Origin of the sequence: Rhizobium viscosum (genome assembly GCF_014873945.1) — a bacterium.
Taxonomy (GTDB): domain Bacteria; phylum Pseudomonadota; class Alphaproteobacteria; order Rhizobiales; family Rhizobiaceae; genus Rhizobium; species Rhizobium viscosum.
Map to the genome: position 1 here is coordinate 436803 of NZ_JADBEC010000001.1, position 14867 is coordinate 451669.

Sequence of the window (14867 nt, forward strand, 5' to 3'; positions counted from 1 at the left end):
TCGAGCCAAAGAAAAAGGCCGGGCAAAAACCCGGCCTTTCCATTTCGCGGGAATGCCAACTCAATTCGTGGCGGTCAGGTTGACCGGGAAGAACAGGGTTTCGCCCGAGGAGTCGCTCACACCGTCATTGTCGGTCACGGCGTAGGCCTTGCCCGATGCGTCGAAGGCGAAGCCTTCCAGCTTGTCGAGGACATAGCCGTTGGTGGCCGACTTCAGGTCGCCGATGAAATCATGGGCTTCCGTCTTCTTGACGACAGGCAGTTCGCCGCCGAGCTTGCCGGGCTTCAGGTCGGAGATTGCGACCTTGTAGAGCTTCTTCAGCTTGGCCGCATCGCCGACGAGGTTGTCGCGCTCGATGATATAGACGCTGTCGCCCTGAGCAGTGATTTCGGAAAGACCGACCCAGCCGCTCTCGCTCTTGTCGAGCGGGTAGCGTACGCCGCCCCATTCCTTCTTCTTCGGGTTATAGGAGACGAGCTTCACAAAACCCTTCTCGTCATCGTTCCACTCGCGCTGCACGGCCATCCACAGCGTTGTATCGTCGCCGGTACCGATGATCGTCACACCTTCGAAACCGTAGCGGATTTCGTTGGCAAGCAGTTCCTTCGGCAGGGCGATCTCGGCCTTGATGTCGCCCTTGGCTGTGACGTTATAGAGCGCATGCGGCACCAGGCGCTCGGTATAACCTTCCGAAGCCAGCCAGAAGGAGCCGTCGGCGGCAACAGCGATGCCTTCGATGTCAAGCTTCTGGGCCGGAGCGCCGTCACGCTTGACGACCAGCGCGTCGGTGATGACGGCCGGCTTCTTGGTGGCGTCGATCGTGTAAATCGTCGGCTGCGAGCCGAGGACACTGTCGCTCACGGCGAAGAGCATGCCCGGCTTACCCGGAACGGCGGTAAGACCCGAAAGAGCTGCAAAGCCGATCGGGTTGCCGTCCTTGTCGGCGGAGACAATGTGCGGATAGGCCTTTTCGCCTTCGCCACGCTCGTAGATCATCACGTGCGAACGCGCACCGCCGTCTTTGCCGAGGTCGAGTTCGTTGGCGGTCGCAAGCAGGTTACGCTGCGGAATGGCGATCGCGCCTTCCGGAGAAATACCCGACGGCAGGACCTGCAGCAGTTCCGGATCGGCGCCCGTATCCTTGTAGACGCCGACGACCGAAGCGCGCTCGGCGAGCAGGAAGAACAGGTTGTCGTTGCCAAACTTGGCCGCTTCGAGACCTTCCGGCTCGACGCCCTTCGACGAAGAGCGGCTTTCCGGATAGTGGCCGAGAGCGGCGACAGCACGCTCGAAGGAGCTGCCGGATTCGAAGAGGACCTTGCCGCTCTTGTCGAAGATAGTGAAGCCGCGCGAGCCGCCCTCATAATCGCCTTCGTTGGCGACGACGAGACGGTTGTCGTCCAGCCACTTCACGGCGTCGGGCTCGCGCTTAACGCCCTTCTTCTCGCCCGTGAACTTCAGGGCGCCGTCGCGCTTGGCATCGATACCGGTGAGGTCGACGCTGCCCGCGGAGAAGTGCGTCTTCACCGTGCCGGTCGCGCCGTCGAGAATGATGATCTCGTTGTTTTCCTGCAGGGTCAGGGCGATTTCGTTCTGGCTGTTGAACGCCACGAATTCCGGCTCCGGATCTTCAGGGGCAACGCCAGCAAGGCCGGTCAGGGCGACGTGCTTGATCGTGCCGCAATCGACGGTTCCGTCGGTCTTGACCTGGAAGACGACGAGGTCGCCTGCCGGCATCTGCGGGATCTTGCCGTCGTCAACTTCTTCATCGCGTTCGTTTTCGATCGCGATGGTGCCGAGCGTCCTGTCCTTGTTGAGGGCGATCGAATCGGGCTGGCCGCCGAGATCGCAGGTCGCGTCGATCTTCTTCGAAGCGATATCGACGATCGCCAGACGGCCGGACGGCTTCTGCTTGCTTTCGCCGGTGTTGACGGCGACGAGCGCCTTGCCGGCTGCTGTCGTGACCGAGGTCGGCTCACCGTCCATCATCAGCGCGCCGCCGGCCTTGGGTGCCTTGGCATCGGTGATGTCGATGAAGCCGATCGCGCCGAGCGGGCTGTCGCTGTAGATCAGCGTGTTGCCATCCTGCGAGGCGGTGATGATCTCGGCCGAAGTGGCCGAAAGCTTGTCCTTGTCAGCCGGCAGGTTGGTCGCAACCGGGAAAGAGGCGATGCGGTTGAAAACCGGCTCGGCCGCTGCCGGGAAGGCAACGGATGCAAAAAGCGCGGCAGCGAGCGCCGCCTTGCGCGCAGACAATGTCATTGAAAATCCCCCAATGTCGAAAAAATCGAGCAGAGGTTTTTTGCGGGACTGCCATGACAGACACATGACAGCCTGCGACATTTTGTACGGTTTGCGTCAGGCCACCTGCTGTTCGCGGCGCATCTCGCTGCGCATGATGAAGAGCGACGCGGCGAGGATAAGCGTAGCGCCGAGCCACAGATAACCAGCCGGTGCATAGCCGAAGAAAAGCCAGCCGGCGAGCACGTTCAACGGCAGTTTCAGGTCATCGAAGGGCTGCACATAGGCGGCATCGGCGCTCGCATAGGCGAGCGTCAGCAAATATTGCGCCACGACCGTCAGGAGCCCCGCCAGAAGGAAGAGCGCAAGCGTTGCGCCCGCCGGCACTGCAAAGCCCGCCGCGAGCGCCAGGCCGCCATTGATCGGCGTCAGCAGCACCAGCAGCCAGACGGTAATAGTCTCCGGCTTCTCGATGCCGGTCAGGCTCTTGGTGATGAGCGAAGAGGCACCCCAAAGCGGGGCCGAGATAACAGGCAAAAGTGCCGCCCAGGTGAAGCTGTCCGACCACGGCTGGAGGATGATCATCGCGCCGGCAAAGCCGACACCCGTCGCTGTCCAGCGAGCAGGTCCGACACGCTCACCGAGGAACAGGCGCGCGCCGAGAATGATGAAGAAGGGCGAGGTCATGACGAGCGCGATCGCCTGCCAGATCGGCACCGAGGCAAGGCCGGAAACCCAGGCCTCGACGCCGAGCGCGGCAAAGACGACACGCACGACATGCCGCCAGGGATAGCCGGTGCGCATCGCCGAGAGCCCGGCCTTGCGCAGGAAAGGCAAGGAAAAGAGGAAGGCGAAGCCATATTGCCAGAACGCTGCGGACGTCGCCGGGAAGGCAAGCGTCATCGTGAGCCACTGGGTGACGACATTGAGGAGCGAGAAGACGACGCCTCCAAGCACCATGAAGGCTGCACCGGCAAAGGCGCGGGAATGCCAGACTGCAAGGGAATTCTGATTCATGTCTTCCATCCGGAATAGGGACCAAACATAAATCAGGACGCATGAGGCGACGACACGCAGACGCCAACAGATCCCTGCCCGCGCACGGCCATGCTCATTCTCTTTCATCCGGACTTTAACCGTCGGCTCCGGAATCACACCGGATCTGCTGACCCTTCCCAAGCCAAAGCTTGAGAAGGCGCTCGCGGGCTCAGGCCGCAGCCCTTACCGCCGGTGGGGACTTTCACCCCGCCCTGAGAACATCACCGTCGTAAGACAAAGCGCTGCATGCCGCAAGCGGCGAAAACAAAAAGGGGTCCGGCGATGCCGAACCCCCTCAAAATCCTGCGCGGCCGTTCTCGTTTACAGCCGGCGGACAATCTCGTATCAGCCGTTGACGGCGTCCTTCAGGCCCTTGCCGGGCGTGAACTTCGGCACATTGCGTGCCGGAATGTCGACTTCGGCGCCGGTCGACGGGTTGCGGCCCTTCGTGGCAGCGCGATGAGAAACCGTGAAGCTGCCGAAGCCGGCGAGACGGATGTCGCCCTTGTTCTTCAGCTCAGCCTGCACAACATCAAAAACTGCGTCGACGGCAGATGCTGCGTCAGACTTCGTCAGTCCAGCCTTTTCGGCTACTGCGGACACGAGTTCATTCTTGTTCATGTTTCCACCCCTTTCTAAATGGTTTGAAACAACTCAATCTGGAAGCTAGGCGCAGAAATCGCTTTCATCAGGCCCGCCGAGAACCCAAAAGCCCTGCAAATCAAGGAAAAGCAAGCGTCTACATGACGTTTTCACAAAAAAAGGCCGGCGTTTCCGCCGGCCTTTTTCACGATTTGCAACAATTGGGCATAAATGTGGCCGCCAAAGCTCAATGAGCGATGGCTACACCTGCATCATCGAGCCCTTCAACGGTCGCGATGACGGGCGTTTCAACCGTGCCATCCCACTCGATCGGCTCGGGACGACGGACCAGTGCATGCTTGATCACTTCGCCCATACGGGAGACCGGAATGATCTCCATGTTGTTCTTCACGTTGTCAGGAATCTCTGCCAGATCCTTGGCATTTTCTTCCGGAATCAGCACCTTCTTGATGCCGCCGCGCAGTGCAGCAAGCAGCTTTTCCTTCAGGCCACCGATCGGCAGGACACGGCCGCGCAGGGTGATTTCACCCGTCATTGCCACATCCTTGTTGACCGGAATGCCGGTCATGATCGAGACGATCGCGGTTGCCATGGCGACACCGGCCGAGGGACCATCCTTCGGCGTTGCGCCTTCCGGCACATGCACGTGGATGTCGCTCTTGTCGAAGCGCGGCGGCTCGATGCCGAAATCGACGGCACGCGAGCGGACATAGGAGGCCGCTGCCGAGATCGATTCCTTCATCACTTCCTTCAGGTTGCCGGTGACGGTCATGCGGCCCTTGCCGGGCATCATGACGCCTTCGATCGTCAGCAGCTCGCCGCCGACTTCCGTCCAGGCAAGGCCTGTCACCACGCCGACCTGATCTTCACGTTCCGCTTCGCCGTGGCGGAAGCGTGGAACGCCCAGATAATCGTCGATGTTCGCTGCCGTTACGTGAACCGACTTCGTCTTGCCCTTGATGATCTCGGTGACCGCCTTGCGGGCGAGTTTCATCAGTTCGCGTTCGAAGTTACGGACACCGGCTTCGCGGGTATACTGCTGGCTGATCGCCATCAGAGCATCGTCGCTGACCGAGAATTCACTCGGCTGTAGCGCATGTTCCTTGATAGCCTTCGGCAGCAGGTGCCGCTTGGCGATCTCGCGCTTTTCGTCTTCGGTGTAGCCGGCGATACGGATGATTTCCATGCGGTCCATCAGCGGAGCCGGGATGTTCAGCGTATTCGCCGTCGTGATGAACATCACGTCCGACAGGTCGTATTCGACTTCCAGGTAGTGGTCCATGAAGGTCGAGTTCTGAGCAGGGTCGAGCACTTCCAGCAGAGCCGAAGACGGATCGCCGCGATAGTCCTGGCCGAGCTTGTCGATTTCATCGAGCAGGAAGAGCGGGTTGGACTTCTTCGCCTTCTTCATCGACTGGATGACCTTGCCGGGCATCGAACCGATATAGGTGCGGCGGTGGCCACGGATTTCGGCTTCGTCACGGACGCCGCCGAGAGCCATACGGACATATTCACGGCCGGTTGCCTTGGCGATCGACTGGGCGAGCGAGGTCTTGCCGACGCCCGGAGGGCCGACGAGGCACAGGATGGGACCCTTGATCTTGGTGGCGCGAGCTTGGACCGCCAGATACTCGACGATGCGCTCCTTGACCTTTTCGAGACCGAAGTGATCGGCTTCGAGGATCTTCTCGGCATTGTTGAGATCGGCCTTGATCTTCGACTTCTTGCCCCACGGGATACCGAGCAGCCAGTCCAGATAGTTGCGCACGACGGTGGCTTCAGCCGACATCGGGCTCATCTGGCGCAGCTTCTTCAGCTCCGCGTCAGCCTTTTCACGGGCTTCCTTTGACAGCTTGGTCTTGGCGATGCGCTCTTCCAGTTCGCTCATCTCGTCGCGGCCTTCTTCGCCGTCGCCGAGTTCCTTCTGGATCGCCTTCATCTGTTCATTCAGGTAGTATTCGCGCTGGGTCTTCTCCATCTGGCGCTTGACGCGCGAGCGGATGCGCTTTTCTACCTGCAGGACCGAGATCTCGCCTTCCATGAAGCCGAGTGCCTTTTCGAGGCGGGCCTTGACGCTGGTGGTCTCCAGCATCTCCTGCTTTTCGGTAATCTTGATCGACAGGTGCGAGGCGACCGTATCGGCGAGCTTGGAATAGTCGTCGATCTGGCTGGCCGCACCGACAACCTCGGGCGAAATCTTCTTGTTGAGCTTCACGTAGCTCTCGAATTCCGACACGACGGAACGCGACAAAGCTTCCAACTCGACCGGATCGTCATGCGGCTCCTCGAGCACATGGCCGAGGGCTTCGTAGAAATCCTCGCGGCTCGTGTAAGTATCGATCTCGGCGCGGGCACGGCCTTCGACCAGAACCTTTACGGTACCGTCAGGCAGCTTCAGGAGCTGCAGCACATTTGCGACCGTACCGACGCGATGGATCGCAGACGGGTCCGGGTCATCGTCGCTAGCGTTGATCTGGGTGACCAGCATGATCTGCTTGTCGGAACCCATGACCTCTTCGAGCGCACGGATCGACTTTTCCCGCCCAACGAACAGCGGGACGATCATATGGGGGAATACCACGATGTCGCGCAGGGGGAGAACAGGATAGGCGGTGCTGGTGCTCGCTACAGACGTTTTCTTCGTCATTTTTATTCCTTTCCATCGTCCCGTTACCGGGCTCTTTGGCGCGGCCGCTTGGGAACCGGCCGGCACTCTCACTTGCTGTTACAAGTGGAGGTTCTGACTACGCTTTTCAAGCCACGTTAACGCCCGCGTTCCACGGTTGTGACAGCTTTATTACATGGAACGCCAACACAATGAAGCGCCTATCTGGAGCGACGCTTACCATTTCCGAACCGCCTAAAATAACAACGCCAGCAACACGCTACGGAATCACAGCATCATTGCCAAGGGTCATCCTTTGCGCAATATCGGTGAAGGCTGTTTTCAACCTTGCCCGCAACTATTATCAGCGCCCGGCACCTGTTTTCAAATAGAAAGGGGCCTGCACAAGGCAAGCCCCTTAAAATAACGGTTCTCAGCTCAAGCTTCAGGCCGAAACATTTGCCTTCTCGTCCTGGCGGTCGGCGTAGATATACAGCGGACGGGCCGAACCGCGTGCGACCTCTTCGGAGATGACGACTTCACGAACGCCTTCCAGCGCCGGCAGTTCGAACATCGTGTCGAGCAGGATCTTCTCCATGATCGAACGCAGGCCGCGGGCACCGGTCTTGCGGATGATCGCCTTGCGGGCGATTTCGCGCAGCGCATCCTCGTGGAAGGACAGTTCCACGTCTTCCATCTCGAACAGGCGCTGATACTGCTTGATCAGCGCATTCTTCGGCTCGGACAGGATCTGGATCAGCGCATCCTCATCAAGGTCTTCCAGCGTCGCCAGAACCGGCAGACGCCCGATGAATTCCGGGATGAGGCCGAACTTGACCAGATCTTCCGGCTCCAGTTCGCGCAGCACTTCGCCGACGCGGCGGTCGTCCGGCGCCTTGACGGACGCGCCGAAGCCGATCGAGGTCTTCTCGCCGCGGGCGGAGATGATCTTGTCGAGGCCTGCAAAGGCGCCGCCGCAGATGAACAGGATGTTCGTCGTGTCGACCTGCAGGAATTCCTGCTGCGGATGCTTGCGGCCGCCCTGCGGCGGTACAGAGGCAACCGTGCCTTCCATGATCTTCAGAAGCGCCTGCTGCACGCCCTCGCCCGACACGTCGCGGGTGATGGACGGGTTGTCGGACTTGCGGGAGATCTTGTCGACTTCGTCGATGTAGACGATGCCGCGCTGGGCGCGCTCGACATTGTAGTCGGCAGCCTGCAGAAGCTTCAGGATGATGTTTTCGACGTCTTCACCGACATAGCCGGCTTCCGTCAGCGTGGTCGCATCAGCCATCGTGAAGGGAACGTCGATGATGCGGGCGAGCGTCTGGGCAAGATAGGTCTTGCCGCAGCCCGTCGGGCCGACCAGCATGATGTTCGACTTCGCCAGTTCGACATCGCCGTTCTTGGAGGCGTGCGCGAGACGCTTGTAGTGGTTGTGTACAGCAACCGACAGGATCTTCTTCGCCTGGCGCTGGCCGATGACATATTCGTCGAGGACCTTGATGATGTCCTGGGGCGTGGGGACGCCGTCACGGGACTTGACCATCGAGGACTTGTTCTCCTCGCGGATGATGTCCATGCACAATTCGACGCATTCATCGCAGATGAACACGGTCGGTCCGGCAATAAGCTTCCGGACTTCATGCTGGCTCTTTCCGCAGAAAGAACAATAGAGGGTGTTCTTACTGTCGCCGCCGTTGCTGCCGCTGACCTTGCTCATATCACTTTCCTTCCAGCACGCCGCATTTCGAACGCGAAATCACGGTCCACTCAATCAGCTCCCTGGCAGACTCCCTACCCGGAGTTCCTGCCGACAAGGGCTTCAGGGGGTACGAACCGGGCCCAATCAACATGTCCGGGTACCGGCGGCAACGAATTCCCCTTCGAATGCCGAATGCTATGTCATAAAAATTCAACATAGCATTAATAGCTACTATTAGCGTCTCCGCCGCCAGATGAAACCCCTTGTTCAATCACAAATGGGATAGAACTGTGGCGGCGAAAATACCATCCCTATTAATTACTAGGCCTGATCGCCTTCCATTTCGATGCGCGAAGTCAGAACCTTGTCGATCACGCCCCAGGTCTGAGCCTCGTCCGCATCCATGAAATGATCGCGATCAAGGGTCTTTTCGACTTCCTCGTAGGTACGGCCCGTGTGCTTCACATAGACCTCGTTGAGGCGGCGCTTCATCTTCAGGATGTCGCGGGCGTGACGCTCGATGTCCGATGCCTGGCCCTGGAAACCGCCCGAAGGCTGGTGAACCATGATGCGGGAGTTCGGCGTGGCGAAACGCATGTCCTTGTGGCCGGCAGCCAGAAGCAGCGAGCCCATGGAAGCAGCCTGACCGATGCAAAGCGTCGAAACGGCCGGCTTGATGAACTGCATCGTATCGTAGATGGCCATGCCGGCGGTAACGACGCCACCAGGCGAATTGATGTAGAGCGCGATTTCCTTCTTCGGGTTTTCGGCCTCGAGGAAGAGAAGCTGGGCGCAGACGAGTGTCGCCATATGGTCCTCGACGGGGCCTGTCAGGAAGATGATGCGTTCCTTGAGCAGGCGGGAATAGATGTCGTAGGAGCGTTCACCGCGATTGGTCTGTTCCACAACCATCGGCACGAGTGCCATAGCGGTATCGACTGGGTTTCTCATGTGCGTCCTTTTAACGTCTTTCCGGCGAATGCCGGGAATCAAAGAAAAATGCCTTGTCCCTACATAGAGTGTCCCAGCCCCCCTCTTCAAGACACGCATAAGGATAACGTTAAGAAGCGGGCGCGACATATGGCTTTGGCATTTCCCTATCCCGTTTCTCTCAAGCGCCTGTTAACGGCGAGGCCAGACCTTTGGCTCTCACAGTTTTTCTCTGCGACAGGATGAAGGAAGGCTTACCGCGCCCTGCGGATGTCACGGGTATTTACCTGACGGAAAGCTTACCGGCAGATATTGACGAAATTGCCGGCCGCAGATTTGTGCCATTAATCAAACAGCGAGCTTCTTCGGCAAGGATGCGGCCAATTCTCAAGGGGTTGCCGCCGTGTTCAATGTCACTACAGGTCTGTCCATCTGGTGTTCCGAAGCCCTTACGCTGGCTCTGGTTCTGTTCGTGGCCTGGCGCCACAACCAGAAGAGCGGCGCCTACCTTTATTGGGGGCTCGGCTTCCTGTTCAGCGGCATCGGCTTTGCGCTGGCTGCGGTCCGCGGTGAAATCCCCGACCTGCTTTCCATCGAGATTGGCAATGCCATCGCCCTGCTCGGACAGAGCGCCTGGGTCGCCGGCTTCCTGGCGCTCGACCGCAAGAGGATGGAATGGTGGGCACTGCTGCCGCCGGCGATCTGGCTTGCAGGCGTCTTCCTGCCGTGGATCAACGAGGATTATTCCAACCGGGTCATTCTTTACAATCTCGCTTCGGCGACCGGCGCCACTGCGCTCGGCATGGCGGTCGCCGCCGGCGATATCCGCCGGGAGCGCACGCGCGTCTTCCTGATGGCCGTCTTCGTGCTGCAGGCCTTCCTCTGCTTCGGCGTGGCCATCACAATGGCGCTGATCCTGCCTTCGGATGCTCAGGCGACGAATTTCAGCGGCGCGGCTGCCATGGCGAGCGCCTTCCTGCTCACCATCGCCTTCGCGCTCACCTGCCGCCTCATCATGGAACGGTCGGAACGACATCTGCGCGTGCTGACACTGACGGATACGCTGACCGGCGTGCTGAACCGCCGCGGCCTGCTCGGCTATTTCGATAAAATCCAGGAAAAGGCGCATGACGAGCAGCATCAGGTCGGTGTCATCCTCTTCGATCTCGACCATTTCAAGCGCGTCAACGATCGCTTCGGCCATCAGTCGGGCGATGCCGTTCTCACCGCTTTCGCCCGCCTTGCCCGTCAGTATATCCCGAACAATATCTTCGGCCGCATGGGCGGCGAGGAATTCGCGGCCTTCGTGACCGTCCGCGACCAGACGGAAGCGGAAGCGTTGGCGGAATCGATCCGCGCCGAATTCTGCCGCCTGCCAGTCAGCACCGGCGAGGCGCTGATCCCCGCCACGGTCAGCGTCGGCATCGCACTCTCCTCGGCGATCGAGGCCAATATCGACCGGCTGGTGTCGGCCGCCGACCGGGCGCTCTATTCGGCGAAGGCTGCCGGCCGCAACTGCACGGTCGTCTTCGGCGAGGAAGAAGCGGCGGCACCCGCGCCTGGCGAGCCCAACTCTCATGCCGGCGAACTCGTGCCGACGGTCGACGATCAGGTGGAAGCGCTGCGCCGCATGGGCGTGCTCTCCCGCGCAGGCTAGAACATTTGTTTTACGCAATTCCGGGCGCAAAACCGCTGCACACCTTTGCTGGAGTAGCTCCAAGCGCCCATCTTTCCGAGGCACCGCAAATCCGCTAAGCCTCTGCCCATGATGATACCGCCCTTTCTCAAGATCGATCCCGCAACCCGCCACGTGTCGCTCGACGGCAGCGACCCGGCCTTCTATGGCAATCCGAACGCGGTTTATGCCGCGCTTCACGCGCATTGTCCCACCTTCTATTGGGAGCAGCAGAAGCAGTGGTTCGTAACCAACTACGATCATGTGAACGGGCTGCTGCGCGACCGTCGCTTCGGCCGGCAGATCCTGCATATTGCCAGCCGCGAGGAACTCGGCCTTCCCGAGCCCGAGCCGCATATCGCCGCCTTCGATCTCGCCGAGCGCTATTCTCTGCTGGAGTTGGAGCCGCCGGAACACACGCGGCTGCGCACGCTCGTCAACCGCGCCTTCGTCTCGCGCCATGTCGAGAAGATGAAGCCGGAACTGGAGGAACTTGCCAACAGGCTGATCGATGGCTTTGCCGACAAGGGCGAGGTCGAGCTGCTCTCGGCCTTTGCCGATGTCATCCCGGTGACGATGATCGCCCGTATGATCGGCATTCCCGAAGACATGGGGCCGCAGCTCCTCAAGTGGTCGCATGCCTATGTGCGCATGTACATGTTCGGGCGCACCCGCGCGGACGAAGATGCTGCGGAGCGGGCGGCACAGGAATTTTCTGACTATGTGAAGACGGTCATTGCAGAGCGCCGGGCCGAACCGCGCGACGACCTGCTGACGCATATGATCCATACCGAACACAAGGGCCAGTACCTGACGGAAGACGAGCTCGTCTCGACGACCATCGTGCTGCTCAATGCCGGCCATGAAGCAACGGTCCACCAGATCGGCAATTCGGTGCGCATCATTCTGGACAGCGGCTACGATCCGGCTGAGCTTTTCCGCGACGAAACCGCCACCGAGCGCACCGTCGAGGAGTCACTGCGCATCTGCGCGCCCGTCCACATCTTCCAGCGCTGGGCGCTCGAGCCCGCCGAGATCGACGGCATAGAGTTCAAGCGCGGCGACAAGGTGAGCATGATCCTGGCCGCAGCCAATCTCGATCCGGCGAAATTCAGCGATCCCCTCGCCTTCAAGCCCGACCGCAACGAGGCGCCCAACCTCTCCTTCGGCGCCGGTATCCATTTCTGCATCGGCGCGCCGCTGGCGCGGCTGGAGCTCAACGTCGTCCTGCCGATCCTGTTCAAGCGGCTGCCGGGGCTGAAACTGGCGAAGACGCCCGTCGTCAAGGACGTCTATCACTTCCACGGCCTCGATCGCCTGGATCTCGTCTGGTAAGCCATCTTTCCGATATTCTATACCGAAAACGGCCGGCATGCTCATCGCGTGCCGGCCGTTTTTTGTCCCGAGAGGGAAAGTCTCATCAGCCGTAACGGCCGGTGATGTAGTCTTCCGTGCGCTTGACCTTCGGCGACTGGAAGATCTGCGCGGTCGGACCGTATTCGATCAGCTCGCCGAGATACATGAAAGCGGTATTGTCGGAGATGCGGCTTGCCTGCTGCATGTTGTGGGTGACGATGACGATCGTGAACTCGCCTTTCAACTGCGCGACCAGCTCTTCGACCTTGGCGGTCGAGATCGGGTCGAGGGCCGAGGTCGGCTCGTCGAGAAGCAGGACTTCCGGGCGCAGCGCCACGCCGCGGGCAATACAGAGACGCTGCTGCTGGCCGCCGGAAAGGCCAAGACCGCTCCCCTTCAGCTTGTCCTTCACCTCATCCCAGAGGGCGGCCTGACGCAGCGCCTGCTCGACGCGGACATCCATGTCGGCCTTGTTGAGGCGCTCGTGGTGGCGGATGCCGTAGGCGATGTTGTCATAGATCGACATCGGGAACGGCACCGGCTTCTGGAAGACCATGCCGACGCGGGCGCGCAGCTCGTTCATCGAGAAGCCCGGATCGAGGATGTTCTTGCCGTCGAGCTTGATCGAGCCGGTAGCGCGCATCTTCGGATATAGCATGTAGATGCGGTTCAGGATGCGCAGCAGGGTGGACTTGCCACAGCCGGAGGGGCCGATCAGAGCCGAGACCTGGCGTTCCGGAAAGCTCAGGCTCACATCCTTGATCGCGTGGGCGTCGCCGTAATAGAAATTGACTTTCTCGAGGGCGATCTTGTCTTTGGCCGTCGGCTTTTCCGACTTGCTGGTCGTCTCGAAAGTGTCTGCAGACTGAAGCATCATTTCCCACCTTTTCGGTTCAGGACGGAGCGCGATACGACGCTCAGGATCAGGACGACGGCCGTCATCACGAAGGCACCGGCCCACGCAAGATTCTGCCATTGCTCATAGGGGCTCATGGCGAACTGGAAGATCACGACGGGAATGTTTGCCATCGGCTGCGACATATCCAGGCTCCAATACTGGTTGTTCAGAGCTGTGAACAGCAGCGGCGCGGTCTCGCCGGAAATGCGGGCGATCGCTAGAAGGATACCGGTAAGGATGCCTGTCGACGCGGCGCGATAGAGGACGTTGAGCGTGACCTTCCAGCGCGGGATGCCGAGCGAAAGCGCTGCCTCGCGCATGACATCGGGAACCAGCCGCAGCATCTCGTCGGTGGTGCGCACCACGACCGGCAGGAAGATGAAGGCGAGCGCGATGCCGCCGGCAAAGCCGGAAAAGCGTGAGGTCGGGCGAACGACCACTTCATAGACGAACAGGCCAATGATGATCGACGGCGCCGAGAGCAGGATGTCGTTGACGAAGCGGATTGCCTCGCCGATCTTCTTGCCGCGGGCAAATTCCGACAGATAGGTGCCGGCGAGCACACCGATCGGCGTGCCGATGATGACAGCCAGCACGACCATCAACAGGCTGCCCATGAAGGCGTTGGCGAGACCGCCGCCGTCTTCGCCGGGCGGCGGTGTCATTTCCGTGAGAAGGCTGGGGCTCAGCGCAGACAGGCCGTGGATCAGCGTCGTCCAGAGGATCCACACCAGAAAGACCAGGCCGAGTACGGTCGCGATACCGCAAAGCGTCAACGCGATTGCGCTGCCGATCTGGCGGCGGCGGTAAAGGGAGCCCGAATAGGTAGCCATGATTATTCCCCCCTCTGCTTTGCCATGCGCACCAGCATGAGCTTGGCGGCCGCCAGAACGATGAAGGTGACGACGAAGAGGATGAGACCAAGTGCTGCGAGCGACGACCTGTAGAGGTCGTCCGAAGCCTCGGCAAATTCATTGGCGAGCGTTGCGGCAATCGAGGTGCCGGGCTCCATCAGCGACACCGCGATGTTATGGGTGTTGCCGAGGACGAAGGTCACCGCCATGGTCTCGCCGAGTGCGCGGCCGAGACCCAGGAAGATACCGCCGACGACGGCTGTGCGGGTATGCGGGATGACGATATCGCGCACCACTTCCCACTTGGTCGAGCCTAGCGCATAGGCCGATTCCTTCAGCTGCGCGGGGACGACGAGGAAGACGTCGCGCATGACCGAGGAAATGAAGGGGATGATCATGATCGCCAGTACGATGCCCGATGTCAGCATGCCGATACCGAGCGGAGCTCCCGAAAACAGCGCGCCGATCAGCGGGATCGGACCCAGCCAGTCGATCAGCACCGGCTGGATATAATCCGACATGAAGGGCGCGAAGGTGAAGAGACCCCACATGCCGTAAATGATCGAGGGGATACCGGCGAGAAGCTCGACCGCGCCGCCGATCGGCCCGCGAATGGAGCGCGGCGCAACTTCGGTGATGAAAACCGCGATGCCAAGGCTGACGGGAACGCCGATGATCATGGCAAGCGCCGAGGTGACAAGCGTACCGTAGATCGGCACGAGGCCGGCGAATTGTTCAGCCACCGGATCCCATTCCGTGCCGGTCAGGAAGCCGAAGCCGAAGGTCCGGAACGCGAGAAGCCCGCCCATGGCCATGGAGATCGCCGCTGCCAGCAGGACGGCAAGAACAAACAGGCCGCAGCCCAAAACTATCCAGTAAAAAATACGATCGCCTGCAGCGCCGTCGCGGCGCTTCACGCCCGCGGTGTCGGCGGGCAGCGATGCCAGTGCTTCGCTCATATC

11 protein-coding genes and 1 riboswitch are annotated in these 14867 nt (G+C 60.4%); of the genes, 2 read left to right on the top strand and 9 right to left on the bottom strand.

Translation table 11 applies throughout. From position 1 onward, the window contains the following. Nucleotides 1-60: 60 nt before the first annotated feature. The 6 genes from H4W29_RS02270 to clpP form a co-directional block, all read right to left on the bottom strand. Entirely contained in the window at nucleotides 61-2262 is a 2202-nt protein-coding gene (locus tag H4W29_RS02270; protein WP_210332131.1) for an esterase-like activity of phytase family protein, read from the bottom strand. 96 nt (nucleotides 2263-2358) lie between these two features. Beyond that, a complete protein-coding gene (locus H4W29_RS02275; protein WP_425566533.1) occupies nucleotides 2359-3267 on the bottom strand; it encodes a DMT family transporter in 909 nt (302 codons plus the stop codon). Nucleotides 3268-3350: 83 nt separating this feature from the next. Continuing rightward, nucleotides 3351-3503, bottom strand: a riboswitch (FMN riboswitch). Nucleotides 3504-3624: 121 nt separating this feature from the next. Beyond that, nucleotides 3625-3900, bottom strand: coding sequence for a DNA-binding protein HupB (gene hupB / locus H4W29_RS02280; RefSeq protein WP_003558438.1), 276 nt, complete (start codon nucleotides 3898-3900; stop codon nucleotides 3625-3627). A 208-nt stretch (nucleotides 3901-4108) separates the two neighbouring features. Continuing rightward, nucleotides 4109-6529, bottom strand: coding sequence for an endopeptidase La (lon, locus tag H4W29_RS02285; protein ID WP_192727477.1), 2421 nt, complete (start codon nucleotides 6527-6529; stop codon nucleotides 4109-4111). 403 nt (nucleotides 6530-6932) lie between these two features. Next, on the bottom strand, nucleotides 6933-8210 hold the full coding sequence (gene clpX, locus H4W29_RS02290; protein ID WP_192727478.1) for an ATP-dependent Clp protease ATP-binding subunit ClpX: 1278 nt from the start codon (nucleotides 8208-8210) through the stop codon (nucleotides 6933-6935). Nucleotides 8211-8513: 303 nt separating this feature from the next. Further along, complete coding sequence (gene clpP / locus H4W29_RS02295) at nucleotides 8514-9143, bottom strand: ATP-dependent Clp endopeptidase proteolytic subunit ClpP (protein ID WP_007819825.1); 630 nt, start codon at nucleotides 9141-9143, stop codon at nucleotides 8514-8516. 382 nt (nucleotides 9144-9525) lie between these two features. Between clpP and H4W29_RS02300 the strand changes: the two genes are divergently transcribed. Further along, complete coding sequence (locus tag H4W29_RS02300) at nucleotides 9526-10779, top strand: GGDEF domain-containing protein (RefSeq protein ID WP_192727479.1); 1254 nt, start codon at nucleotides 9526-9528, stop codon at nucleotides 10777-10779. Nucleotides 10780-10887: 108 nt separating this feature from the next. After that, nucleotides 10888-12132 carry a cytochrome P450 gene (locus H4W29_RS02305; RefSeq protein ID WP_192727480.1) on the top strand — a complete coding sequence of 415 codons (1245 nt, stop codon included), beginning with the start codon at nucleotides 10888-10890 and terminating at the stop codon, nucleotides 12130-12132. 85 nt (nucleotides 12133-12217) lie between these two features. Here the strand turns inward: H4W29_RS02305 and pstB are convergent, their stop codons facing one another. Genes pstB through pstC form a run of 3 tightly spaced genes read right to left on the bottom strand, consistent with a single transcriptional unit; the run spans nucleotide 12218 to nucleotide 14864 of the window. Further along, entirely contained in the window at nucleotides 12218-13027 is an 810-nt protein-coding gene (pstB, locus tag H4W29_RS02310) for a phosphate ABC transporter ATP-binding protein PstB (protein WP_376776577.1), read from the bottom strand. Continuing rightward, nucleotides 13027-13884 carry a phosphate ABC transporter permease PstA gene (gene pstA, locus H4W29_RS02315; protein WP_192727482.1) on the bottom strand — a complete coding sequence of 286 codons (858 nt, stop codon included), beginning with the start codon at nucleotides 13882-13884 and terminating at the stop codon, nucleotides 13027-13029. Before pstA ends, pstB begins: the two co-directional genes overlap by 1 nt. A 2-nt stretch (nucleotides 13885-13886) precedes the next feature. Then, the gene (gene pstC, locus H4W29_RS02320) at nucleotides 13887-14864 is read right to left on the bottom strand and encodes a phosphate ABC transporter permease subunit PstC (RefSeq protein ID WP_192727483.1); all 978 of its coding nucleotides are present in this window, start codon (nucleotides 14862-14864) and stop codon (nucleotides 13887-13889) included. Nucleotides 14865-14867 lie beyond the last annotated feature (3 nt).

What these genes read in the sequence shown, in the direction of transcription:
- pstC (WP_192727483.1), bottom strand. Translation starts at nt 14,864, where the DNA reads ATGAGCGAAGCACTGGCATCGCTGCCCGCCGACACCGCGGGCGTGAAG.
- pstA (WP_192727482.1), bottom strand. Translation starts at nt 13,884, where the DNA reads ATGGCTACCTATTCGGGCTCCCTTTACCGCCGCCGCCAGATCGGCAGC.
- H4W29_RS02270 (WP_210332131.1), bottom strand. Translation starts at nt 2,262, where the DNA reads ATGACATTGTCTGCGCGCAAGGCGGCGCTCGCTGCCGCGCTTTTTGCA.
- clpX (WP_192727478.1), bottom strand. Translation starts at nt 8,210, where the DNA reads ATGAGCAAGGTCAGCGGCAGCAACGGCGGCGACAGTAAGAACACCCTC.
- pstB (WP_376776577.1), bottom strand. Translation starts at nt 13,027, where the DNA reads ATGCTTCAGTCTGCAGACACTTTCGAGACGACCAGCAAGTCGGAAAAG.
- H4W29_RS02275 (WP_425566533.1), bottom strand. Translation starts at nt 3,267, where the DNA reads ATGGAAGACATGAATCAGAATTCCCTTGCAGTCTGGCATTCCCGCGCC.
- H4W29_RS02305 (WP_192727480.1), top strand. Translation starts at nt 10,888, where the DNA reads ATGATGATACCGCCCTTTCTCAAGATCGATCCCGCAACCCGCCACGTG.
- lon (WP_192727477.1), bottom strand. Translation starts at nt 6,529, where the DNA reads ATGACGAAGAAAACGTCTGTAGCGAGCACCAGCACCGCCTATCCTGTT.
- hupB (WP_003558438.1), bottom strand. Translation starts at nt 3,900, where the DNA reads ATGAACAAGAATGAACTCGTGTCCGCAGTAGCCGAAAAGGCTGGACTG.
- clpP (WP_007819825.1), bottom strand. Translation starts at nt 9,143, where the DNA reads ATGAGAAACCCAGTCGATACCGCTATGGCACTCGTGCCGATGGTTGTG.